Origin of the sequence: Kordia aestuariivivens (assembly GCF_014397005.1) — a bacterium.
In the GTDB taxonomy this organism is placed as follows: Bacteria; Bacteroidota; Bacteroidia; order Flavobacteriales; family Flavobacteriaceae; genus Kordia; species Kordia aestuariivivens.
The window spans coordinates 294,437-317,669 of the sequence record NZ_JACGWS010000002.1 but is presented as its reverse complement, the minus strand read 5'-3'; the positions used below and the strand labels follow the sequence as shown (position 1 = coordinate 317,669).

The 23,233-nt window shown below is 32.3% G+C and carries 20 protein-coding genes; 9 read left to right on the top strand and 11 right to left on the bottom strand.

Features of this window, described 5'->3' with window-relative positions:
• The first annotated feature begins 5 nt into the window (after positions 1-5).
• The 5 genes from H2O64_RS04710 (at position 6) to H2O64_RS04690 (ending at position 5,366) form a co-directional block, all read left to right on the top strand.
• Positions 6-1,496, top strand: a complete 1,491-nt coding sequence (locus tag H2O64_RS04710; RefSeq protein ID WP_187560994.1) for a hypothetical protein — start codon at positions 6-8, stop codon at positions 1,494-1,496.
• Positions 1,497-1,705: 209 nt separating this feature from the next.
• The gene (locus H2O64_RS04705; protein WP_187560993.1) at positions 1,706-2,347 is read left to right on the top strand and encodes a hypothetical protein; all 642 of its coding nucleotides are present in this window, start codon (positions 1,706-1,708) and stop codon (positions 2,345-2,347) included.
• 655 nt (positions 2,348-3,002) lie between these two features.
• Complete coding sequence (locus H2O64_RS04700; protein WP_187560992.1) at positions 3,003-4,265, top strand: Y-family DNA polymerase; 1,263 nt, start codon at positions 3,003-3,005, stop codon at positions 4,263-4,265.
• Positions 4,266-4,283: 18 nt separating this feature from the next.
• Positions 4,284-5,015, top strand: coding sequence for an SOS response-associated peptidase (locus tag H2O64_RS04695; RefSeq protein WP_187560991.1), 732 nt, complete (start codon positions 4,284-4,286; stop codon positions 5,013-5,015).
• A 162-nt stretch (positions 5,016-5,177) separates the two neighbouring features.
• The gene (locus H2O64_RS04690; protein ID WP_187560990.1) at positions 5,178-5,366 is read left to right on the top strand and encodes a hypothetical protein; all 189 of its coding nucleotides are present in this window, start codon (positions 5,178-5,180) and stop codon (positions 5,364-5,366) included.
• A gap of 3 nt (positions 5,367-5,369) precedes the next feature.
• Here H2O64_RS04690 and H2O64_RS24155 read toward each other — a convergent pair whose 3' ends face one another.
• On the bottom strand, positions 5,370-5,504 hold the full coding sequence (locus tag H2O64_RS24155) for a hypothetical protein (RefSeq protein ID WP_262890628.1): 135 nt from the start codon (positions 5,502-5,504) through the stop codon (positions 5,370-5,372).
• A 53-nt stretch (positions 5,505-5,557) separates the two neighbouring features.
• Here H2O64_RS24155 and H2O64_RS04685 point away from each other — a divergent pair, with 53 nt between their 5' ends.
• Positions 5,558-6,037 carry a hypothetical protein gene (locus H2O64_RS04685; RefSeq protein WP_187560989.1) on the top strand — a complete coding sequence of 160 codons (480 nt, stop codon included), beginning with the start codon at positions 5,558-5,560 and terminating at the stop codon, positions 6,035-6,037.
• 102 nt (positions 6,038-6,139) lie between these two features.
• On the opposite strand, the gene H2O64_RS04680 is transcribed toward H2O64_RS04685, so the two are convergent.
• The 9 genes from H2O64_RS04680 to H2O64_RS04640 all read right to left on the bottom strand — a co-directional run bounded on the left by H2O64_RS04680 (position 6,140) and on the right by H2O64_RS04640 (position 14,995).
• Complete coding sequence (locus H2O64_RS04680; RefSeq protein WP_187560988.1) at positions 6,140-7,072, bottom strand: IS1595 family transposase; 933 nt, start codon at positions 7,070-7,072, stop codon at positions 6,140-6,142.
• 156 nt (positions 7,073-7,228) lie between these two features.
• Positions 7,229-7,417 (bottom strand): hypothetical protein, encoded by a 189-nt coding sequence (locus tag H2O64_RS04675; protein WP_187560987.1) that lies wholly within the window; start codon positions 7,415-7,417, stop codon positions 7,229-7,231.
• Positions 7,418-8,322: 905 nt separating this feature from the next.
• Positions 8,323-9,066 carry a helix-turn-helix domain-containing protein gene (locus tag H2O64_RS04670; RefSeq protein WP_187560986.1) on the bottom strand — a complete coding sequence of 248 codons (744 nt, stop codon included), beginning with the start codon at positions 9,064-9,066 and terminating at the stop codon, positions 8,323-8,325.
• Between the two features lie 43 nt (positions 9,067-9,109).
• The gene (locus H2O64_RS04665; RefSeq protein ID WP_187560985.1) at positions 9,110-9,280 is read right to left on the bottom strand and encodes a hypothetical protein; all 171 of its coding nucleotides are present in this window, start codon (positions 9,278-9,280) and stop codon (positions 9,110-9,112) included.
• A 158-nt stretch (positions 9,281-9,438) separates the two neighbouring features.
• Positions 9,439-9,900, bottom strand: coding sequence for a hypothetical protein (locus H2O64_RS04660; protein WP_187560984.1), 462 nt, complete (start codon positions 9,898-9,900; stop codon positions 9,439-9,441).
• A 16-nt stretch (positions 9,901-9,916) separates the two neighbouring features.
• The gene (locus H2O64_RS04655) at positions 9,917-11,374 is read right to left on the bottom strand and encodes a hypothetical protein (protein WP_187560983.1); all 1,458 of its coding nucleotides are present in this window, start codon (positions 11,372-11,374) and stop codon (positions 9,917-9,919) included.
• Between the two features lie 272 nt (positions 11,375-11,646).
• Positions 11,647-12,135, bottom strand: coding sequence for a hypothetical protein (locus tag H2O64_RS04650; RefSeq protein ID WP_187560982.1), 489 nt, complete (start codon positions 12,133-12,135; stop codon positions 11,647-11,649).
• A 12-nt stretch (positions 12,136-12,147) separates the two neighbouring features.
• Positions 12,148-13,722 carry a hypothetical protein gene (locus H2O64_RS04645; protein ID WP_187560981.1) on the bottom strand — a complete coding sequence of 525 codons (1,575 nt, stop codon included), beginning with the start codon at positions 13,720-13,722 and terminating at the stop codon, positions 12,148-12,150.
• Between the two features lie 133 nt (positions 13,723-13,855).
• Positions 13,856-14,995 (bottom strand): helix-turn-helix domain-containing protein, encoded by a 1,140-nt coding sequence (locus H2O64_RS04640; RefSeq protein WP_187560980.1) that lies wholly within the window; start codon positions 14,993-14,995, stop codon positions 13,856-13,858.
• Positions 14,996-15,224: 229 nt separating this feature from the next.
• Between H2O64_RS04640 and H2O64_RS04635 the strand changes: the two genes are divergently transcribed.
• Together H2O64_RS04635 and H2O64_RS04630 are read left to right on the top strand one after the other, a co-directional pair.
• Entirely contained in the window at positions 15,225-15,404 is a 180-nt protein-coding gene (locus tag H2O64_RS04635; RefSeq protein ID WP_187560979.1) for a hypothetical protein, read from the top strand.
• Positions 15,405-15,671: 267 nt separating this feature from the next.
• The gene (locus H2O64_RS04630; protein WP_187560978.1) at positions 15,672-16,991 is read left to right on the top strand and encodes a tyrosine-type recombinase/integrase; all 1,320 of its coding nucleotides are present in this window, start codon (positions 15,672-15,674) and stop codon (positions 16,989-16,991) included.
• Positions 16,992-17,004: 13 nt separating this feature from the next.
• Here the strand turns inward: H2O64_RS04630 and H2O64_RS04625 are convergent, their stop codons facing one another.
• Positions 17,005-17,421, bottom strand: coding sequence for a hypothetical protein (locus H2O64_RS04625; RefSeq protein WP_187560977.1), 417 nt, complete (start codon positions 17,419-17,421; stop codon positions 17,005-17,007).
• A 560-nt stretch (positions 17,422-17,981) separates the two neighbouring features.
• Here H2O64_RS04625 and H2O64_RS04620 point away from each other — a divergent pair.
• Complete coding sequence (locus H2O64_RS04620) at positions 17,982-19,670, top strand: hypothetical protein (protein ID WP_187560976.1); 1,689 nt, start codon at positions 17,982-17,984, stop codon at positions 19,668-19,670.
• The last annotated feature ends 3,563 nt before the right edge of the window (positions 19,671-23,233 follow it).

Here is a 23,233-nt window from a genome sequence, read left to right as displayed (position 1 = left end):
ATAACATGATTACAATAGAAAATTATTTTGAAAAAAAGAAAGAAATCAATTGGGAGTTCGTGGACCAAAAAGTAGTTGACGGAATTGAAAGTGCTGAAGGCGTGTTGACACTTTTAAATGAATATCCCGAAATGATGAGTGACCAGCAGCTTAGAAAACCTATTGATGCCTTTTTAAAAGCTGTCAATGAGCAATTCAAAACAACAAGCACAACCAAAAAGAGAACAACTAGAAAAAGGAGTACTTCTGCACCTAAGAAACAGCTAGGAAAACAAGAAACACCAAAGCCAATTCAGCAAAAATCAAAGCGATTAAGCACGCACGCGCAAATACAGCAAACTAAGTATTTTAAACGCTTAGCACCTTACAATCAAAGACAGGCGCTTATCGAAATGAATAGTGTTGAACTTGATGATGTGATTGGGCGTGTTGAAAAAGAACTAGCAAGCATTCCAAAAAAGCCACAAGGAGATTCTATAAAGAAAAGTACCGTATATGCGCACTATTTTCATGGTGAAACAGATTGGTATATTACCGATATTGCAGAAGATCGTAATTCATTATTTGGGTATGTAATTCTTAATGGAGATACACAAATGGCGGAAGCAGGCTATATTTCTATTGACGAAATCACCCAAGAAAGAGATCATAAGTTTACAGTTCAATACGGTGTAACTGAACTTGATTTTTATTTTAAAAAAGACATATTAGAAAACATCCTATACAAACAATATCCAAGCGACTATCCAAATCCAACTCAGCGGAAACAAACGTCCACAGCTTCAAAAACAGAAGCTAAACCCAAGCCACAAAAAAAGACCATCCAAAAAACCGTAGATATTAAAATGGTAGATCATTTTTCAACTGAGTATAGGCTCATAAGACGCTTTTATAACCTCATTAGACTCAATAAAACGGCTACATTCCGTAAAATACAACTTGTCTACATGGCGTTCCAAAAAGCTGCCTTAGATCGCTCGATACGAAAAACGAGCAGCGATGCTGATTTGTTTACCCGTATTCATAAAAAAGTAATTGCGCTTTTTGATATTGTGAATCCCGTAAAAGGCGATGCCGATATTGAATTTACAGATCAAAAGCTGTACTTAGAAATGGAAGCCTACTCAAAAGAGCGAAAAGTAAATTATGCTATCACACTTTTAAAATCCTTTATTGGGATGCAAGGATTTAAGCCGGAACGAACTAAAGCTACAAATTTATTAAAACGCATTAATAGTGCCATTGAAAAAGAGAAAGTAACCAAGAGTAATCGACTTTACAAAGATGTAGTGAATGCTAAAATGGCACTGGAAAGTTACCTTGCTACACCTTCTAAAAAAATCGCGCCTAAACTTGTTGGGCTTTCCATTCCTGTACGAAGCTTGTGTACCAACAGAATTAAATGTATAGGACTCCGAAAAGATGGGAAACTCAATAAAGGATATCGATTTTTAGAAGGTGGCAGCGTGATTGCTTCAAAAAAAAAAGCGGTTTAGGTAGCCCTATTTTAGTGATTGATGAATCTGAAAATAAAAATAAAAACCCTTTTGTTGATATCGTTCCATCACTTCCTATATCACATCATACTCAAGAAATTCAAAACACAATTAACCAGGAACAAAACCAACATATAACACCCGAAAATAAGCAGCAAAAAACGGCTAAAAGTTTGAAAAACAAACGGACGCTTTCCTCCGATGAACTTATGAGTTTACAATTTGATACGCTTACCTTTGATATGGGTTGGGAAAAGTTTTTACAAGATCCTGCACGGAATATGAAAATAGGTATTTCGGGAAAACCAAAAAACGGAAAAACCGCAGGCGCATGTCAACTCGCAGCCTATTTAACCAAGTTTGGAAATGTACTGTATAATTTTGCAGATCAAGGGTACAATGCAAATACACAAAAATTATGGTCATTGGCAGGACTTGATAAAAACCCAAACGCCAAAGCTTCGGACTTTCAAACCTTAGAAGATTTAGACGCAGTGTGCGCATCGGGAAAGTTTCAGTTTATTTTTATTGATCTCATTAACGGCTACATTGATCGAACCAAAATTAAACCGCATGAGTTTGAAGATCGTTTTATTAAAAAATATCCCAACATTTCATTCATCCTTATTTTTGAAGTCACCAAACAAGGCAATTTTAAAGGCGATCAAAAGTGGATGCACTTGGTAGATGCAATCATCGAAGTGAAAGACTATGTGATGGAAAGTAGAGGGCGTTATGGACACGGTTTCCATATTGTTTGGGAAGAAGAATTTAAGAAGATTAACCCTAAAAAGTATGCGGAGTTAGTTCCTGCTGAAGAAGTGAATGTGGCTAGTGTGTTGTATTTGTAAAAGGAAGTTCACAACATACTATTCAAAATTCAAGAAACTCTTTCAAAATACTTACATCTCAATATTCGTTTTTTAATATGAAAAAGAAAAGCGAACCGAAGTTCGCTCGAAATTATATACTATTCGATTTCTATTAAACAGTTTATGAGATATATTCAATTATTCATTGACATGGTCCCATTTGACCATAGCGATGTGTATAAACACATCTAGGATAGTCACTATTATCTGCAACGCAAATTAAATCAAAAGTGTCAATTCTTCCTCCTTTAATCGATTTGGAATTTAGCCTATAGATGGAACTCTTGTTAAGGTTTAAAACTTTAAGATTTCTTTTTTTCATTACTAAATGATTTAAATTTATTATCACTTAAGTAAGTAAAAAACTATAAATAATCCTAAGATAATATTCACTTTAACATTTAAAACAGTAGTTATACAGATATAAAAAAGAAAAACACCATACACATTGATTTTTTTCAATTTCATCAATATCATTATATAAGTAGTAACAATCACAACAGGTATTACAAAAATTAATATCAATAATGTAATATAAAACAACAACTCACTGCAACTACGGAACTCACTGGTTTTTTTGTGCTAGTGCTAATAAGTTCTTCACCAATTTTACAATCCCCTAAAACCCCGAAATATGTATTGCTTAGTAGATGTAAACAACATGTACGCGTCTTGTGAACGCGTATTTAATCCATCTTTGGAAGGAAAGCCAGTCGTAGTACTTTCCAATAATGATGGTTGTGTAATTGCCCGATCCAATGAAGCCAAAAAGCTAAACATCCCAATGGGAGCCGTTGCACATCTTTTCAAAAAAACATTTGAAGAAAATAATATCAATGTATTTAGTTCTAATTATACCTTGTATGGTGACCTCAGTGAACGCATCATGAATACATTGGCGACATTTACGCCCGATATTGAAATATATAGCATTGATGAAGCTTTTTTGTATTTCAAAGGCTATGATCGTTTCAATTTTGAAACCATTGGAAATGATATGAGAAACGCAGTTGCTCATGGTCAAGGAATTCCAATAAGTGTTGGGTTTGCTCCAACAAAAGCATTGGCAAAGGTTGCCAATAAAATAGCAAAGAAGTTTCCGAGTAAAACAAATGGTGTGTATGTAATGGATTCTGAAGAAAAAATAAAAAAAGCTTTAAAATGGCTATCCGTTGAAGACATTTGGGGAATAGGCGCACGATATGCTAGTAAACTAAAACGCTACGGTATAAACAACGCGCTGCAATTTACGGAAGCTTCAGATCAATGGATTCGTAAAGAATTTACCGTTGTTGGCTTACGACTAAAAAAAGACCTAGAAGGAATACCGACGTTGTCACTTGAAGAAGTTCAAAACAAAAAAGCAATTGCCACAACGCGGAGTTTTTCAGGTATGATCTCAAACATTCAAGATATCGGAGAAAGAGTGTCAACATTTGCCGTTACATGTTCGGAGAAGTTACGCAAACAACAATCATGTTGTAATCTCATTATGGTATTTATTCATACCAACGGACACAGAACAGATTTAAAACAACATCGTAAAAACATTGTTATCAAATTGCCATATCCGAGTAATTCTAGCATAGTAATTTCAAAATATGCCAAACATGCCTTAAAAAGCATATACAAAGAAGGATACCACTATAAAAAAGCGGGTGTCATTGTCATGGGAATTGTTCCAGATACAAATATGCAGCTGAATATGTTTTTAGAATCTAATGCGAAACATAAACCATTAATGGTAACTATTGACAAGCTTAACGGAAAATACGGAAGTCATACCTTAAAGCTTGGTGGGCAAGACCCGAAACGCGCTTGGAAAATGCGACAGGAACGTTTGTCACCAAATTATACAACTGATATAAATGAAATTATTGTAGTAAATTGCAAATAATCCTCTAAAATATTTGTTATGTGCTTCCATACTTCTCAAACTAAAAAAGCAGTACAACTCGAAAGTCGTTTTGATGCTACTTTTGAATATCCTGAACTGTACGAGCCGTATTACCATTTCAATGGTTGGGAAACTAAATCATTGCAAATAATTACGCAAGACGATCCGTATTTAATAAAACCTGCCTATTGGGGTTTGATGCCAAAGAATGTAGATATCTCTGAGCGAAGCAACCAATTAAGAAATTGGAACACATTAAACGCTCGAAGTGAAGCAGTATTAGAAAGTAAATTATTTAGAGAACCAACCCTAAACAATAGATGTCTCATATTGGTGGATGGCTTTTTTGAACCGCACGAATTTCAAGGTAAAAAGTACCCATACTACATTCGGTACAAAAACAAAGAAGCATTTGCATTTGCTGGTATCTTTAACCACATGGAAGATAACATATACACAGCTTCCATACTTACAACTAAGGCAAACCCATATTTTGAACGTGTACATAATAGTAAGAATAAACAAGGACAATACAGAATGCCTATTGTATTAGATACTAAAGAAGAAATGGACTGGATAAACCCAGATTTAAAAGAAGGTGACATTACAGAACAAATGATGTTCTCTTTTACGCAACAAGAATTTGAAGATTTCCCTGTGTCGCGTGATTTATTTTCTAATAAAGTTGATTCTAATAGACCAACTATTATTGAAGAATTTCATTATCCAGAGATGAATACATTATTTTAAAAGAAAAAAATGAGTGATAATATTGAATTTTTCAGAATATATATCAAATAAAAAATGGCGATTATATACTACTTTTACCCAAATGCCGTTATTTTAAATTTGAAATGTAAAAGATTTCTTTAAATTGTTATATTTGTACATTACATATCTAAAAGCTATCAAATGAGAATCAATCCCGAATTACTAATGATTAGAAAGTTTAATGACTTACTAGCAAAGTATAATGATAAAGACACTATTCCAAAGGCTGAAATAGCTGAATTTAAAAAGGATATTGAAGATATGATAAAACAAGAGGTTGCATACTCTAAACTGTATTTAAACGCCGCTTCTCAATTTATGGATATATAGTAGTTACTTCTTATTGGTAATCTTTTTTATCTTCTTATCAACCTCTTTTTTATCAACGTTAGATAGTCTTTGCATCATCTCGTCAAAACTCATATCTACCTGTAAAGGTTTTTCGTATTTGGGTTTTTTATTTGTCATTATTGCATACGTTTTTATTTGGAATTATTTTTCTATCTTGTTTAAAAATTCCAATGATTAAATCACATCATATTTTATTCTTAAAAACATTAGATTATGTTTTAGATACTGTGAATAGTCCTTATTTAAACTATACGGTTTCAAAAGAAACAATTATAAAATTAGTAAAGCCTAAAATAGTTTTTGATAAAACTTATGAAAACGAAAAATCAAAGTTTCTTACTGAAAATTACGATAAATATACAGAATCTCAAACTAAAATATATTTAATAGATTCCGCACTTGACTATCTTTCAGAAAGTAAATATATAAATATTCATAAAAGTGATAATGAGGGAACTATCTATCAAATTACTCACAAAGGTTTCCTTAAAATTCATTTGGGTTTTGAAAAAAAGTATGAAAATGATAAGCTTAAAATCAATAATCTAAAATCTCAAACTAAGTTTGAAAATTTAATGAGAGTTTTACAAATATTAATTCCTGCTGTGTTATCTTTTTTTCTCGGAATTATTTTAAAAATTTTGATTTAAACGCCCAATAACATTGAAAAAATCCTATTAAATACATTCCTACTCCTATTATTGCTGCTATTAAAAGTTTTGTGTCTTCACTCATTTTTAAATCGGTTTTAATTATTCTCTTATCAAGTTTTTATAAGTTATTCGTGAATTGCATAGTGATAACATATTATCAAAACGCTCAACACACGTAATATTTTTTGTATTGTATCTGTATTCAAATTCATCTACATAAGCGTCTAAATGCTTAGAACTTACATTGTGGTATATTCCAATAATACCGCGCTTTAACAACGACCAAAAACCCTCTATTGTGTTTGTATGGCATTGTCCGACAACGTATTCACCTTTTCCATGCTTTATAAATTCGTGATCGTAAATGCTAGATAAACCGTTATAAGCTTTCCATTCGTCAGTCATTATCTTTGCGTCTTTACTTACGTTTCTTGATATAATAGGCATGACAGTTGCTTTTGTTGTATTACGTACTCTCATAGCTACCAAACGTCCGTTTCTTTCGACTAATCCAAATACAGGCGTTTTGTCTTTGGTACTTCTACCTTGTGCATTTGGAACTTTCTTATTTGCATGACGATTTTTATTCTTGCCACCAACATAAGTTTCGTCTAGTTCTACAATATTTGTAAGTGGCGTATTAAAAGACCTCGTTCTAATTGCAAAACGTATTCTTTGAAGTAAAAACCAAGCACTTTTCTGTGTGATCCCTAAATCTCTGTGCAACTGTAAAGATGAAATCCCTTTCTTATGTGATGTAATCAGCCAAATTGCCGAGAACCACTTTTGTAATGGTATTGCGCTATTCTCAAATATAGTTCCTTTGGTAATTGAAAAAGGCTTACGACACTTAGCACATTTATAGCCTTTTTTCATTGTGTAAATCTTTTCTGAATTATCACAATGAGGACAAATAATACCATTTGACCAACGCATTTCTGTTAAATACTCTTTACAAGTATTTTCATCTGAGAAGTGCATCATTACTTCTATTAAATTAGTAAAGGCTTTTTTAGTTGTTGACTTACACATAATTGGTTTGTTTTATAGTGTAATATACAACTTATATTTGGGTAAAACAAGTATATAATCACCTAAAAAATAATATCGCTAAAACAAAAAATACTACAAAAATACTTATATCTTAATATTAAAAAGAAAAGCGAACCGAAGCTCGCTTTAAAACTTTTAATAGTCATTGCATTTGTCATCGCACCATGAAAAACAACTATCATTTATTGTTGGAAAATCACATCCAACTGATAGAGTTTGATCTGGTTGATTAGTGTCTGACCAATTTAAACCTCCAGTATTATTTTGAAGACTTGAAATTGACTTTCTGTTAAGTTTTAAAGATTTAAGACTCTTTTTTTTCATGATAAATAGTTTAAAATTGATAATAAACATAAATTACAAAAATAATATATTAATCACTTACGGGAACACCATAATTACCATTCAAACTCTAATTAAAAACAATAAAAATCAGACTCAATTCTAAACTAAAATAGTAAATACGTTTTAGGACGATACAGCTAAAAAAAAGAAACCTCAATTAGTACGATTGAGGTTCTCACTTCCAGAATAATTTAGCTTTACGATTACATTCTGAAAAAAATTAAGGGATTTTAGGCAAGGGTAATTAGTATTTTACAAAAAAATAGATCCCTACTAAAACAAATACTGCAAAGAATATGGCTGCGGATAGAAATCCAACAACAAAGCCTTTGAAAAATAGTACTTTTTTAGCGTTCATATTCATTTCCCATGTACTTCGACAAACTCAGCAACCAACGGGAATCTTGTTAGTTTTTTAAAAAAGCAAAGCAGTCTTACAACGTAAGACTACCCTACTCCTGTCTAAATAGCAAATCATAAATAAATCAAGAAAATTCAAATTCATATTATTGAACCCACTATACTTAAATCAAAGTCGTTTTGATATTCGTTTCTTGATTTTATATACTCTTTACTTCAGCTTCCCCAAACTGATTTCGTTTAGACGTATTTATTTCCCGTGAAAACGGGAATCTCTTTTGTTTACATTATATTCATTCTCATATTTTAGATAACAAGACGGCTAGGTCAACCTTAATTTACCTCATACCGTCTTGCCTGTCTAAAAAACAGCAAATCATTAGACATTTCATTCCCGTGAAAACGGGAATTTTACTCTGTATCACTATCAAAACGTGTTACATGCCGCAAAACAACTTTGTATAGTTTAATGGTATAATACCCAACTAAAATCATTTATGGTGTTTGTCATGATCATACCTATTTTATTCGCTTAGGATTTGATTCTTATGCATTAAAAAACTTGAAACGGTTTTGCCTGTTTTCTTCTGAAATGCTTTTGTAAATGATTCTGCGGTTGCAAAACCAGCTTCTTTTGCCATTGCTTTTAGCGTGTACTTTCGGTAACTACCATTATTTTCTAACTTCTGAATGCTGTACTGTACACGCAAGTCGTTGATATAATTCCGAAAAGATTTTAATTTATGCGCATTAATCACTTTTGATAAATACTTCGTATTGGTTTGCAGTTGCTTGGCAAAGGAATGCAGTGTAATTTTTGAAACCAAAAACCCTCGTTCGTTCTCAAATGCTTGCAAGTTTTCTAAAATTGCGTCAATAATAGTTTCGTCAATATCGAGTTGAAAATGCTCCGTGTTTGTTTTTTCATCAGTTGGAAGTTTCCTTTTTTCTAACAATGTTATAATCTTTTCAAGTCGTTTATCACCTCGTTTATTCAAAAAACACAGTACACCAAAAATAAAAACCAACAACAACGCAATGCCTACCAATACATACACTCGCATTTCAAATGCTTGTTGCTTTTTGTACAATGCTGTTACTAGCTTTTCGTGCATTTCTACTACTTGAGTACTATCCGTAGTTTGATTAGCTGTCTTTACTAATGCTACCTGAAGTGTCTTTTCAGTATGCTGTTCGCCAGCATGTACTTGGAGTAAACTTGAAGCAAATACAGATACTATTAGAACGATGTTGTATATAATTTTCATGGTAATATCTATTTGTTTTTATTCCTGCGAAGGCAGGGATCTATTACGTATTCTTTCTTAATTCATTTTCAATTTCATCATCTACTTCGTTTCGTTTTTTTGATGTTGTAGTGTTTTTATTTGACCTTTTAGGTAAGTATAGAATTGCTATGATTACAATGACTATTATTTCTACAATAATGATTCCTATTAAAAACTTTATGTTACTATCCATTACATATTTTTATTAATGTCAACGGCTATTAACAGTAATAAAATAGATTTAAAAAAAGCCATGCGTATAGCAGGCTATGCTATGGAAAGCATGGCTTTTTAAGGGTAATCATGAAAAAAAGTGAATTGTTTAGTGTTGCTTTTTAGTGGAGAAAAAGATCATTGCTTTTGCTTCTTTTTCTTGGTGGAGTCAGTTACAATTATTATTTCTTTTTTAAATGAAGAATCTATTTTTTTCATAAACTTTTTCAACTCGCTTAAATTTTTAAATTCTAATCGTTTTCTACTGTTATCCTTCTCAAAGTTAAATTCCATTTCTGGAAAATTACGATCAAGTTCCAACATAATAGACAATTCATCTATATCATACTTGCCATAAAAAAAAGAATCTAGTCGTTTTTCGACTTTCCTTTTAGCTACTTTTTTATTTTTTAATGATTTAGATATTGAATATAAGATTGAATCATTATTAGCTAATTGAAGAAATTGTTTTTTTGATAAATCAAGAGTTTTCTTCAGGTGTTTAATGTTTTCTTTTTTTGCCTTTCGACTAACAAAAGGTTCATACGATTTACAACTCGTGATAATAAATAGAAATAATAAAATATAACTGATTTTCATTTTGTCATTTTTTAATTTAAAGGTAATCCCAATAACTCCAAATTGGATCGATCGTACTATTGTCCGTAAAGTAACTTATAGTGATTTCCAAAAATTTTCTTGACCCTAATAAACGTCCTCTGTACTTAATTCCAAATTCTAGTTTTCCAGTGACAATAATTCTTTGTTTGTTAACACTTCCTGATATGTAATTTTCAACGGTTGGTCCATTAGCTTCATCACTTGTTTCTGATGTATTTGTTTGTGTCCAATCCATTAATGTTGTACTTCCCTCTAAAGCAGTATTCATACTCAGCACTCTCATTTCTGGTAAACCATTATCAATAGTTGGCAATTTCACTCTCATTTCACAACGAATAGATGACTCTGGAAATGAACTAACTTGCATTTTGTGTACATCACGTCTAGTAGAATTGTTTCCTGGTTCCATCTGTGAAGATTCAAGCGTAAAATTACCTTCAACTAAACTCGCTAAAAATGTTTCTAATTCTTCAGGAGATTCAAAATTAGGTGCATCATCAGGAACATTATCATCAAATTCCCAATTTCCTTCTCCCAAAACATCATTAAGTTCACTACTAATTTCTAAGTATTCCTCTTTAGTTATTGGCGAAGTCACAATATCATTGTAGGGATCATCATCCGTACTTGGTGGTGTAGTAGTGTCGCTACCTGAGTCATTTCCACCACCACTTGGTGTATTATTTGGGCTTCCATAAGGATCTGTACTCGTGTTATCATCAGTACCGCTTCCCGATCCACTTCCTCCATCTGGGCAATAAATATCTATTAACGTGAAGGTTTGACATGGATCATCATCATTTTCATGCTCACACGAGTTTTGCTCATATCCATTTGTTGAATATAAGAACGTTCCTGAATTTGGACCTGGTGTGATATGATATACTGAATAGCTGGTAGTACAGGGCAATGGCAAAGTATTTTCAGCTAACATATCTGACAAATTCACTGTAATAGGCTCAGAGGTTATTTCATGAGATGTAGCTACATGTTTCGTTAATACAAACTCTTGCTTTTGAGAAGCCGTAAAATGATACGTCACTAAACTAGCTGTGTAATCATCAATACTTGCATTGTATGAGAATACTAAATTTTCTAACGTACTTCCGGTATTATTATCGCGTTCAATAGGAAAGGTGTATGAATGCGAATTATTCTCCGTACTTTCCACAAAGTTGGCAACATCGGTATGCACCGTAAAGTTATACGTTTCGTTGTATACACTTTCTGCAATACTACTCGATTGTAAAGTTGCTAAACTTCTCATTTGATTACTTAGTTTTGTATTGACTTCCACATCTTGTTTAGACAATACACTGGATTTAAAAGGAAACTCTTTTTGGACCGTTGCTTCTTCTTGAATTTCGGTTACTGTATCATTTTGACAATTGGTCAGCGTCAATGCTAGCGTTAAGATACATAAAACTCGAATTAAATTTCTTACTCTTTTCATTATTGTAATTATTTTAATACACCTACTCATACGTTTTTCGGTTTCCACGACTTTTGTTAATAGAAATGAGTTATTAGTATTGAATTATTTTTCAATCTCAATACTAAAACCTCACTTCTATAAAAGGAAAGCTATCCTTTCATCTAAACATTTACCGCGACATGTATTAAAAAAATACTTATCTTTGATTTGCAGATCGTAGGCAAATGTTTATTTGTTTACTTTAAGAGCTTCTACTTATATTATGGAAGCTCTTTTTAAATTTATTCTATTTAATTGGAAATATTAGATCTTGATTTTCCATCAATTTTTTTAACTTCTAGTATATTTTCAGTATAATAAATACCTTTAGCCTTTTCTATTAATTCCAATTCTAATACTACTTTTTTCCCTTCTTTAAAAAGGTCGACATGTCTAATTTCTTTGACTTTCTTGTATTCATTTTCGCTTAAGTATACAGTAATAACAGAATCTTTTTCGATATTCAAAAATATATATGGTGATCTCAAAAGAGAAAGTTTTTGCAGTTTTTTAAAATAACGACATAGCTTCAAATTTTCATTTTCCTCACTGGAATTTTGTAATGTACTATCAACTTCATGAACCAAACTTTCATACCTTTCATCTGTTGCTCCATAAAAACTTGAAAATGTAACAGATCTAAAAGCTAGGTCAGCTTTTATTTTTTCTGTTTTCTGTTTTCCACATCCAATAAACAAAAAAGTAAAAAGTATAATTTTTATGTAATGTAAATTTTTCATTGATTTTTATTTTTAATTACAATCGCCACTATTAGCATTTGCATTTTCACTATCAGCACCTCCATTATTAGTATTTCTAGTCATTCCAGGAGAAAGTGCCATATTTCTCAAAGCTTGTCCAAAAGCCCCAGGATTACTACCGCCCCCACCAGTCCATGATCTTTGCGGATCGGGTAGTGTTATTCCCATTAGTTGAACTGTCTGTATAACATAATCAGTACAATTATTTGTGTTCAAATCATAATTTTGATCATAATTATTCGCATTGTTCACTACTTGTGTTAGAGCAGCTCCACTTATTGAGAATGTAATACTGACATGAAATTCATTACTTTCATCATTTCCGAACTGATGAGGATCATTAGGTGCTAATGGGTCTGCGCTACCCGCAGGATATAATCCAATAGCTCTAGTTACGTTTCCTTGCGTAATTCCTATAAATGAATGTCCAGCTTTAATTTCTCCACCTAACACCCATGGATTATCAGTGTTTGGTTCTGGCTGATCTACATAAACTGTAATCTCGGCACTTTGCGAAAGATCAAAGCAATTTAAGTAATCTCTGATATCTAGGATAGGAACATCTGGGGCTTCAAATTCACCTTGTGAATATCGATATTGCCTTAAAGTTAATTGATCGTCAGCCATCAATGCATTAATAGCTTCTAAAATAGAGTCTTCTGCTTCAGGGTTTTCTGCAAGAATAGAGATTAATTCGAGTTTTACAGCTAAATTTTGGTTCAACCAATTGTTCATATCAAAAGAAATTCCATCAATATCCAAAGTATCTTCGACTATGGGTACTGTCGGAATCGTCACTGGGTTATTGTTACTGTTATTACTAGTACCAGATGATGTACTTGTTGTAGCACTGTCAGGTGAATCACTCGTAGATGATGATGGTGGATCAACTAATTCAGGAAAATCACTACATACTTCATAACTAACATCAAACATGAATCTCGTTGTACAATTTGCACCTGCAAGATGTGGTGTTCCTTCTAAGTTCCCTTCTGACCAATTACAATATTTTATGGTAATGGTTGTACAGTTTGGATTTGCATTTTCACTTAAATTATCTAAGCTTCCATCATATTGAAGTGATTCTTTTGTGATGCTTCCAGAAAAAGGTGTTTGATCATAATTTTCAGCAGCTTCTAAAAACCCATCGTTTGGTTCATAATTTATGATAAATGCCTCAGTTTGGTTAGTATCACTGAATTTCACTACTAAATTACTAAAAGTGCCGACTTCTTGTTGAAACTTCAAAATTGGTATCGTATAAGTAGTTTTCGTTTGTTCTTCGTAAATCAAAATATCTTGATCTTCAATAATAACAAAATTATAAGTGTCTTCAAGTGAAGATTCTTTGTTTATAGAAGTTCCTTTAAGGTTACGCTTTAATTCTTCAACATAAGAAGTCAGTTTCTCTAAATTTTGCAATCTTCCACTTTTAAAAGCAATATTATTTCCAGTTTCAGATGTGATAATTTCATCAAGGTTAGTATCACTTTGACAGTTAAACAGTAAAAAAGAAATTCCAAACACTAATGTGAATTTCAAATAGTTTTTCATTTTTGTTTTCATAAATTCTTTAATTATTAAATATGACTAGAAATTATACGTTCCTAAATCAGTTTTATAAGTTAATACGCTGCAATGATATTTCATCCAAAGAGTTATACAGTGTCAAAATCTACAATTTTAAAGAAAATGACACTTATTTTTGAGAATTTATAAACTCTTGAGGTGTGCAACCCTCTATTTTCTTGAAGGCTCTATAAAAACTTGACTTAGAATTAAAGCCTGCCTCTAACCCTATTGCAGTTGTTGTATAGTTTTTATACTCATCATTGATGAGCATTTTTTTTGCTTTTTTTATTCTTAAAGTATTTATATATGTAGAAAAATTTTCGCCACTACTTGCTTTTATTTTTTGAGATAGAGAACTTGTACTTATACTTAATTCTTTACTTATTAGTTCGAGAGTTAAATTTGGATTATTATACTGTTGGTTGACAATTGAAACAAAATTACTAAAGAACTCATCAATCTTATTTGTTGCTTTTCTCTCTTTCTTTTCTTTTTTTACTGTTTGAGTAATTCTTATATTCTTCCTTTCTTTTATCAATTGTAGTTTATTAATCCCTACATATCCTAAATAATAAATTATTATAGACATCCCAAGCCAAAGAGAATAGAACAAGGAAAGGTTCTCTTTATTCGAGTACACTGTAATCCCCATAGCTATTATCCAAAAAATACATGTAATAACACCAATTGTTATAAGTCGTTTTAACCATTTTGTTTCAGAAATTACTTGCAACGGATCGTATTTTTTATTATCAAGTTCATATTTTCTCAACATTTTAAAAATCATATATATGATACTTATGATAAAAAGTATAGATAAAATATCTAAATAAATAAAAATACCTCTACTAAAATGTGATGGTAATTCATAGTTTGGATCAATTAGGAATTTATATATAAGTTGAATAAAGACGATTGAAAGAACAACGAAAAAAGGAACAAAAAGATAAAGCTTAATTTTTTTACTTAATTTTTCTTTTCGTTGGATATAGAGATATACAAAAATATAGAAGAACGGCATTATTAGCCAGTGCCAAGGGATGTATGTAAATTTTATAAAACTATATTTTTCTGCTGTTTTGGTATCAATCAACCAATATTGTAAATTGCTCAATGACATCAAGAGCATTACAAATGCTAGGCAAAAACTAGCTCTATTATTATATTTTTTGCTTGATAAGACTATAATTCCAAAAATAAATCCCTGTATTATACCTGCAAAAATTAATAAGTTATATATATTTAAGTTTAAATCGCTTAATTTCATAAAGTTACGTATGCTCGTTGCATTTCATTTAAAAAAATCAAATATAAATATTATTAAGATGATTCTTTTTTAATTGTAACTCCTTTTTTGACAAAATATTTTACATCAATAAAATACTGCGAATTACGGTACAAATTTGAGACACTTCCCGTCTTTGCAGTAAAAAACACTCAAATTAATTGTGATATAATTAGTTTGAGTGTTTTTTTGTGTCATAAAACCCCTTTTTATGACTTCTAAGAACGCATATTGGTTTAAGTATAGAAAACCACAAAAAGAAGATAGTTATTTAGCTATCGTAGCTGAAACGCTAGATGAAGCTTTTAAAATGATTATGGTACAGTATGATGTGCCCAATGAAGACATTTTTTATTTGAATCGAGAATTGGAAGTGTTGTTGCCTTTTTGAAAATATTAATGTTAACATTTTTTTGCTATATTTGAATAATTATAACACAAAAGTGGTTTTTAAAACGAGTATACAAACGAGTATATTTTATCAAAATAATAGTGGTTTAAAAAATGTAAGTTACTGAAAATCAATTACAATTAATTTTCGCTTACATATTCATAACCCGGAGGTCGCGGGATCGTGCCCCGCTCTCGCTACAAAGACAAAAATGCATGTTTTGTCAATGTTTAAAAGGTTTTCCATCATTTGGAAAACCTTTTTTTTATGTCTAAATTACACACTCTTTTAACAAACGCATATACAAACGCATATACTTTGAGTAAGAATTTATACACAGAACCAAAAATTTACGATGCGAATGGTGATCTTTCCAAACGCTGGTATGTGTACTTCTATTATCGGAATCCCATAACAGGTAAATTAGTCTTACAACCACCTTTATATATGGGAGTCAATAGGTTAAAGACTAAAAAGGAACGAATGGAAATGCTCACTATTAATAAAATAGCACTTCATGAATTGCTAAAACAAGGCTATAATCCTTATGAAACCTTCAAGGAAACCGAAAAACGTATTGAACAGCAGAAAAAACCAGCAGAAGACACCGTTTTTGAGAGTCAACGGAAAAATTATACCATAAAAGAAGCCTTATTCTTTGCACTAACGCAACGAAAACCACATTGGAAAAAGAAAACTGCGGGTACAATGGTGGGGCATTTCAATAGATTTGTTGAATGGTTAGGCACTCATAAATTACTCCATAAGAATATTTCGGAACTAAAAAAGCGTGATGTTTCCACATTTTTAAACTCTTTAACCAAGCTTCAAACTAAAAAAGAAAAGGAATTAGGAGAAGAACTTGTTCCTGTAAGTCCAAAAACTAGAAATAATTTTAGAGCAACACTCTCTACCCTATTTGCTCAATTAGAAGAAGATGAAATTATAGAACGTAATTTTATTGCGCAAATAAAGATAAATAAGAGTACGCCAAAGAAAAATAAACCTTTTTCAAAAGAACAAATTATTGATATTCGAGAATATTTGGACAAAAATGATCCGTATTTGCGAACTTTCATTCAATTTATGTCGTATGCATTTTTGAGAAACGTAGAAGTTTGTCGTTTGCAAGTAAAAGATATTGATTTAGCGTCTAAACGTTTGTACGTTCGCTCAAAAACTGCTCCACTTGCCATAGTTCCTATTATTGGCGAATTAGAAACGGTTTTAAGAAATATGAAGCTTGAAAATTATGCGCCTGATGATTTTGTTGTTACGCGTTTTGAAAAACCTGCTAATTGGGATATTGACGAAAATAATAAGACCAATTATTTTTCTAAAAAGTTTAAACTTGTAAAACAAGTTCTAGGATATTCAAATGATTATTCATTGTATTCTGTTAGACATACGGCAGCAACAAACATCTATAATTCGTTATTAGCAGAAGGAAAAAGCGAAGAAGGTGCTTTGATGCACTTAATGTCTATTACTCGACATAGATCAAAAGCTGGATTGAAAAATTACTTGCGTGAAATTGGTGCAACACTTCCAAAAGACTATTCAGATAAATATTCGATTGAGTTTTAAACTGACAAAAGTATTAATTATTCAATGCTATCAATTTTTCCATGCTTATACTCTCCCCTTCTTTGGCAAGTAATGCCATTTTTAAGGCTTCAATGTAAATCATGTCTTTAAAAGATTGTTCTAGCAACAATTGTTCTTTGTTGGCGCGAATTTCTAAGGCTAACTTTTTAATGTAGTTTTTATCATTTTTATCAAGTAAATTCTCGTCTTTACTAAATACAGTATTACCATCAAAACCTTCTTTATTCTTTTCCATTAAAACCCTAGCATACGCAATGACAGCATCTTTTGTATTCCTTCTAGGATTTTTTGTTGTGCCGTTTAAGACCAAAAAAAGCGAACCTGCACTCAGTTCTGAATAATTAGCGAGTTCATTTGCAGTTACTTCACGCTTTTTTAAATACTCCAATGCTTCTTTAAATTCAATCATAAGGGAAAATGTTAAATTAAGAATAAATATTCTATTTAATTCTAAATTATTCTATATTTGAATAATTAATTCTACTTTTAGTCGTTATTTCAATACAAATATAGGTTTTTAAATAGAATTAGAAATCGAAAAATAAGTGAAACCCTACGTTTAATTAATTGAAAGCTGAAACTATATATACCGTAATACAAGCATTATCTGAGGATGAATTACCTCGGCTATACGAGTTATTAGGTGTAGAAGTTTCTAAAAAAGAAAAGTTAAGCAGTAAAACGAAAAAGGTGAAAGTATCTGAAGCTATGGATAAAATACTGGTTCGATATTTTAATGTTCGTAGAACACTTTAATTTATAATATCAACGATTAGCAACAAGATGCAACAAAACGCAACAGATCGCAACAACATAAAAGAACCATGAAGCGATGGCATAATCCATCTTATTTAAGTGAATTTCGGGAAGTAACGACGCTTGCTTCCCTTCTTTCACATGTAAAACTCCTTTTTTAGATACAAGTACTAAAACTATATCATAAAATAAAACTCAACAAGACGCAACAAGATGCAACAAAACGCAACAAATGTAAAGGATAGTAATATGCACATTATTAAAGACCAAATCCCCGAAAAAACTTTACGCCCTTATATTTTAAGTGAAGATCGTTTACTGATGTTACAACGCTACAGGATTTATGTAAATGCTTATAACGATGCTGTAAATAAACAAAATGAAGCCATTCTAACATATAATGAGCGTGTTGCAAAGTTTGTTGCTACGCATAAATTAAAGCAACAAGCCGTTGTTGCTGTTTCAAATTTTGAAAATAAAAGACATCAAGGAGTAAAAATAAAATGGTTAGCTATTGAAGAATATAATTCACTGGTTGCTACTCAAAATGATACGCTCTTATTACTTTCTAAAAAAACACATCACAAAATTAAAGCAATGCACGAACGGACTTTTGAAGTGATTTTATGGCAATATGGAAATCAATTGAGCGACCTTAGAAGTCATTTAAAGACACTTGACACAAAGCTTGGCGTTAGCTTTCCAAAAGTAAAAATTACTTCTACTGGAATTGCGCATTTAACTAACGATGGACAACCAAGAATTTTATATTCTTCCAGAACCGTTCAGAATCATATCTACCGATTACGTGATGCAGGAGTTCTCACAAAATATTGTTTTCATGGTACTAAAAAGCCTGTTAACTTCTTTATCAATAAAGCTATTTTTTGCATGCGTGAAAAATTAATAATGAGTAATGAAAATCAATTAGTTAGCAATTTCTTACCGCAAAAAGTTCAGCATAAAAGTGAAGATACAAGAACATTTACTAAAGAAATAATAAAGAAAGTAGGGAATGTTGATAACCATTCCCAAGATATGGAAGTAGCTTCTTTTGCTACTGAAAATAGTAGCAAAAACAAGAACATTTACAAGAACACCAAAAGCGATAACCCTCAAAAAATTTCCAATCAATACGCAGGTAAACTTGGCGGCGGCGAAAATTTTCCGAAAAATGAGTTGTCGGAGTATTTACGAGGTCAAATGTTGTACAAAACCGTTTTTCTAAATGCATTAACAGAGCATCATTACGATACATACAGCTTTTCCACGGCGAATATGACCAGGCGTTTGGACACAGAGTCCATTCGTGGTGTGCTATCTAAAGAAGAATTTCGTGAACTTTTGTTGCAACAATTCATAAAAATAGCCGCGCCTATTTGGAAAGGTAAGAATGTGTATTACGGAAGTTGGCACAAAGCCTACATTCAAATCGATGATGAGTATTTGCGAAATCCGAATGGAAGTATTCCAAGAAAAGAAACATTGTTGTATATGTTTGGCTTTTTAGTGTATCGAATAGGTCGTGCTAAACGCTTTTTCAATAGTAAAAAAGACTATCGCATCCATTTTCCGTGTATTTATTTTGATGCAACACGCAAACAACCAAGCGAAGGTGGTTTTGCATATACAGTAGAATGGCTCAAACAATACCAGAAGTATCAAGATTTACGTGCAACAAGGAAGCAACAAGCTGCAACAAAAGCTGGTGCAAGACGCAGACAGAAAACCAACGAAGAAAAAGTAAGAGATCAAATAAAACTATTTGTAAAAGGTAAAATTGCACTACCACAAGTGTATGACTATATAGAAACTAATAAAGGCATTCCAAATTACTTCATTGCTGAAGTGCCTAGACTGCTAAACCTATTAACCAATAAAGAATTTGATTTATATGAGTAGCAACAAAGAGTCATGTAACTGCAACAAAAGGTAAAAAGGAGGAACTTCTAACAGCAATTTGTTTTCACGGCGTTAAATGCCAAGTACTTTCTAAACTAATTTCAGCTTCAATTTAAATGCCCACGCGCCAGCTAGCTAACTGGCTAGAGGTTGGCTAAAAAGTCGTCATTGCGAATGAAATGAAGCAATCTGTGAAATTTAAGCTATTGATTTACAGATTGATTCAGAATTAAAAATTCTTCGCAAAGACGTTTCTAAAACTTATCAGACAATCTCTGAACGCTCGTCCCCAACGTTAAATGCCAAGTACTTTCTAAACTTGAAAATCTATGGATCCAGAATATAGCTTTAATTGTTTTCACGGCGTTAAATGCCAAGTACTTCATAAACAGAATTAGGAACTACAAAAACACCTAAACACATTGTTTTCACGGCGTTAAATGCCAAAAGTTCTCAAAAAACTTTCTTGCTCCAAATCCCAGCGCGCCAGCTGGCTACTTCGCTAAAAAGGTATACTATACCTTTTTTTAACGCTCGTCCCCAACGTTAAATGCCAAGTACTTCATAAACCTATCGGGCTCACTGTAAAACCTTGCTTATTTTGTTTTCACGGCGTTAAATGCCAAGTACTTCATAAACACATTGCACATTACAAGAATGAGATGCATAAAAAGTTTTCACGGCGTTAAATGCCAAGTACTTCATAAACATAGGTTCAAGTCACATGTATAGTGCTTTATTAGTGTTTTCACGGCGTTAAATGCCAAGTACTTCATAAACAAATAGTAGCAATTATTTCAATTAACTTTTTTGTTTTCACGGCGTTAAATGCCAAGTACTTCATAAACATGTTGTTAACAAAAGAATAACAGGTAGTGTTTTGTTTTCACGGCGTTAAATGCCAAGTACTTCATAAACTATAGAAGTCATAATGGAAATTGAAAAACAAAACAAGTTTTCACGGCGTTAAATGCCAATAATTCACAAGAAACTTCTTTACTACAAATTCCAACGCGCCAGCTGGCTACTTCACTAAATAGGTCTACTAGACCTATTTTTTACGCTCGTCCCCAACGTTAAATGCCAAGTACTTTCAATTTCATTTTCAGCTTCGATTTCTAAAGATTCCCGCCTGCGCGGGAACAAGGTTTTCACGGCGTTAAATGCCAATAGTTCACAAGAAACTTTTGTATTCCAAACTCCAATGCGCCAGCTGGCTACTTCGCTAAATAGGTCTACAAGACCTATTTTTTACGCTCGTTCCCAACGTTAAATGCCAAGTACTTCATAAACAGTTGATTCTCTCTTAAAAAGATTTGATACAAAAGTTTTCACGGCGTTAAATGCCAAGTACTTCATAAACCCCGTACTTTTCTTAATCTCAACAATAACAGTACTTCCCAAGCGTTTTAACATTTCCATTTTGCCCATATTATGCAAAGGTTCAAATTATCATAGAACGTTTTTTCTTTTTATTTCAACTTCACTTTCAGCTTCAATTTCAATTTCAAAATGCCCACGCGCCAGCTGGCTACTTCGCTAAATAGGTCTACAAGACCTATTTTTTACGCTCGTCCCCAACGTTAAATGCCAAGTATCTTCAGAACATGAAACCATGACGACTAAGAATAGCTTATTGTTTTCACGGCGTTAAATTATCTCTCTTTTATTAAATAGCAACCAACAAAGGAAACGTTGGATCTCCTGGGTTTTCACGGCGTTAAATGCCAAGTACTTTATAAACAAACAGCTCAAGAAGAAATGATTGCAGCATTTGGGTTTTCACGGCGTTAAATGCCAAGTGCTTCGTAACCAATGTAGGTAACAAACACTACTTTTTTATATTAGAGTTTTCACGGTGTAAAATACCAAGTACTTCTAAAATCAACCAAAATGCGAGCAAAGCTTGCGAGTAAATTGTTTTCACGACGTTAAATGCCAATAGTTTTCAATGAACTTTCTTGTTTCAAACTCCCGCGCGCCAGCTGGCTACTTCGCTAAATAGGTCTACAAGACCTATTCTTTACGCTCGTCCCCAACGTTAAATGCCAAGTACTTTATAAACACTTAACGTATTTATATTGATAGCAGGTTTGTTTTTGTTTTCACGGCGTTAAATGCCAAGTACTTCCAAAACAAAACGTATCTAATATTTTGTGTAGAATTTCTAGTTTTCACGGCGTCAAATGCCAAGTATTTTCTAAACCGTACAAGCACAAGGTTTTCAAGTGACTCCTGTAGTTTTCACGGCGTTAAATGCCAAGTACTTTCTAATACAAGAACAAGGACTTTATCGTTACGATTATTAGTTTTTACAGCGTTGAATGCCAAAAGTAGCTTCAAGATAAAATCTCAAACGTGCATTGATTGGGAAGTCAGATGTGTGTTTCAACGGCGTTAAATGCCAAGTACTTCATAAACTGATACCATAAAGGTACACCTACCAACTGATTGTTTTCACGGCGTTAAATGCCAAGTACTTTATAAACAGATCAGCATGATCCAAAAAGCTCTGATAAAAGGTTTTCACGGCGTTAAATGCCAAGTACTTCATAAACGATGACGAGAATCCTAGGTACTCTTTAATCTTTTTGTTTTCACGGCGTTAAATGCCAAGTACTTCATAAACATTTCTGCAGCGCCAAAAACTGTATTTACAAAAAAGTTTTCACGGCGTTAAATGCCAAGTACTTTATAAACATGATTATGATCTTGATGCGCTAAAAAGCTTAAATGTTTTCACGGCGTTAAATGCCAAGTACTTCATAAACTCAACAGGAAATTTAAACCAAAATGCTCTAGAAAGTTTTCACGGCGTTAAATGCCAAGTACTTTATAAACCAAAAATCTATTTTAATCAACAAAGGTCATTCGTTTTCACGGCGTTAAATGCCAAGTACTTTATAAACCCGTATTTTTCTTAATCTCAACAATAACAGTGCTTCCCAAGTGTTTTAATATTTCCATTTTGCCCATATTATGCAAAGGTTCAAATTTCAAAGATCGTTTTTTCTTTTTATTTCAATTTCACTTTCAGCTTAAAATGCCCACGCACCAGCTGGCTACTTCGCTAAATAGGTCTACTAGACCTATTTTTAACGCTCGTCCCCAACGTTAAATGCCAAGTACTTTATAAACTAATAGAAAGAAATATCTAGGTTTATGCTTTGAAAGTTTTCACGGCGTTAAATGCCAAGTACTTCTAAAACAACAAAATAACGTCATTAGATGGGTTTGTTCAAAAGTTTTCACGGCGTTAAATGCCAAGTACTTTACAAACAGGATTGGAAAATTATGTTCAAGGTGGCATTATGTTTTCACGGCGTTAAATGCCAATAGTTCACAAGAAACTTTTGTATTCCAAATTCCAATACGCCAGCTGGCTACTTCACTAAATAGGTCTACCAGACCTTTTCTTTACGCTCGTCCCCAACATTAAATGCCAAGTACTTTATAAACTTACTATACACAATGGCATAATCTAGTCTTTAGAAAGTTTTCACGGCATCGAATGCCAAGTACTTCATAAACAAACTGGTCCAGCCTATACGGAATCATGTAAT

Coding starts and splice junctions, on each gene's coding strand:
- H2O64_RS04710 (WP_187560994.1), top strand. CDS start 6: ATGATTACAATAGAAAATTATTTTGAAAAAAAGAAAGAAATCAATTGG.
- H2O64_RS04705 (WP_187560993.1), top strand. CDS start 1,706: ATGAGTTTACAATTTGATACGCTTACCTTTGATATGGGTTGGGAAAAG.
- H2O64_RS04700 (WP_187560992.1), top strand. CDS start 3,003: ATGTATTGCTTAGTAGATGTAAACAACATGTACGCGTCTTGTGAACGC.
- H2O64_RS04695 (WP_187560991.1), top strand. CDS start 4,284: ATGTGCTTCCATACTTCTCAAACTAAAAAAGCAGTACAACTCGAAAGT.
- H2O64_RS04690 (WP_187560990.1), top strand. CDS start 5,178: ATGAGAATCAATCCCGAATTACTAATGATTAGAAAGTTTAATGACTTA.
- H2O64_RS24155 (WP_262890628.1), bottom strand. CDS start 5,504: ATGACAAATAAAAAACCCAAATACGAAAAACCTTTACAGGTAGATATG.
- H2O64_RS04685 (WP_187560989.1), top strand. CDS start 5,558: ATGATTAAATCACATCATATTTTATTCTTAAAAACATTAGATTATGTT.
- H2O64_RS04680 (WP_187560988.1), bottom strand. CDS start 7,072: ATGTGTAAGTCAACAACTAAAAAAGCCTTTACTAATTTAATAGAAGTA.
- H2O64_RS04675 (WP_187560987.1), bottom strand. CDS start 7,417: ATGAAAAAAAAGAGTCTTAAATCTTTAAAACTTAACAGAAAGTCAATT.
- H2O64_RS04670 (WP_187560986.1), bottom strand. CDS start 9,066: ATGAAAATTATATACAACATCGTTCTAATAGTATCTGTATTTGCTTCA.
- H2O64_RS04665 (WP_187560985.1), bottom strand. CDS start 9,280: ATGGATAGTAACATAAAGTTTTTAATAGGAATCATTATTGTAGAAATA.
- H2O64_RS04660 (WP_187560984.1), bottom strand. CDS start 9,900: ATGAAAATCAGTTATATTTTATTATTTCTATTTATTATCACGAGTTGT.
- H2O64_RS04655 (WP_187560983.1), bottom strand. CDS start 11,374: ATGAAAAGAGTAAGAAATTTAATTCGAGTTTTATGTATCTTAACGCTA.
- H2O64_RS04650 (WP_187560982.1), bottom strand. CDS start 12,135: ATGAAAAATTTACATTACATAAAAATTATACTTTTTACTTTTTTGTTT.
- H2O64_RS04645 (WP_187560981.1), bottom strand. CDS start 13,722: ATGAAAACAAAAATGAAAAACTATTTGAAATTCACATTAGTGTTTGGA.
- H2O64_RS04640 (WP_187560980.1), bottom strand. CDS start 14,995: ATGAAATTAAGCGATTTAAACTTAAATATATATAACTTATTAATTTTT.
- H2O64_RS04635 (WP_187560979.1), top strand. CDS start 15,225: ATGACTTCTAAGAACGCATATTGGTTTAAGTATAGAAAACCACAAAAA.
- H2O64_RS04630 (WP_187560978.1), top strand. CDS start 15,672: ATGTCTAAATTACACACTCTTTTAACAAACGCATATACAAACGCATAT.
- H2O64_RS04625 (WP_187560977.1), bottom strand. CDS start 17,421: ATGATTGAATTTAAAGAAGCATTGGAGTATTTAAAAAAGCGTGAAGTA.
- H2O64_RS04620 (WP_187560976.1), top strand. CDS start 17,982: ATGCAACAAAACGCAACAAATGTAAAGGATAGTAATATGCACATTATT.